This is a genomic window from Oleiphilus sp. HI0043, assembly GCF_001634935.1.
In genome coordinates this window covers 1-661 of the sequence record NZ_LWEY01000691.1, presented here as the reverse complement: position 1 = coordinate 661, position 661 = coordinate 1, and the positions used below count along the sequence as shown (strand labels likewise).

Sequence of the window (661 nt, the reverse complement as noted above, 5' to 3'; positions counted from 1 at the left end):
CAGACGCCTCATCCAAAGACAACTTGCTCAAGACAATGACTGCTTGTGTACGGTTACTCACGCCTAATTTTTTAAATATCGCCGTAATGTGCGCCTTCACAGTTGCTTCAGTCACACCTATTTCATATCCAATTTGCTTGTTCAGCCAGCCTTCCCTCAGGAAGCAAAGTACTTTGTACTGTTGAGGGGTCAATGAAGCAATCTTGGTAGCCAGGTCCATCTCTTCTTCATCGATTCGCCTTAGGCGGCTGCGCACTTCTTCAGGCACCCACTTCTCACCCTCAGTCACGCACTGCAATGCTTCATAGATAGTTTTTGGCGACGCTGATTTAGGAATATAAGCGCTTGCACCATGACCAATTGAGCGACTTATCGTCTCGGCATCTTCACGAGCAGACACGACAGCAACCGGAATTGAAGGAAATTTCTCACGTACTGTCACCAAGCCAAATAGGTCTTGGCTGCCGGGCATATGCAGATCAAGTAGTAAAAGGTCTAGCTCCGGGTCTTCAGCAATGGCTGCCAGAGTCGTCTCCAGGTCAGACGATTCAGTGATCGTAACGTTTTCAAAGTGGGCGTTAATAATTTCTAACAAGGCACTGCGAAAAAGTGGATGATCATCTGCGATATGAAAATGGTACATAAGTTCTCCGAACAGGAT

Annotated in this window: 1 protein-coding gene; it reads right to left on the bottom strand. The window is 46.7% G+C overall.

Features of this window, described 5'->3' with window-relative positions; genetic code table 11:
* The coding region (locus tag A3729_RS08220; RefSeq protein WP_082882056.1) for a response regulator transcription factor at positions 1-643 on the bottom strand (643 nt) is incomplete at its 3' end.
* Between the last annotated feature and the right edge of the window lie 18 nt (positions 644-661).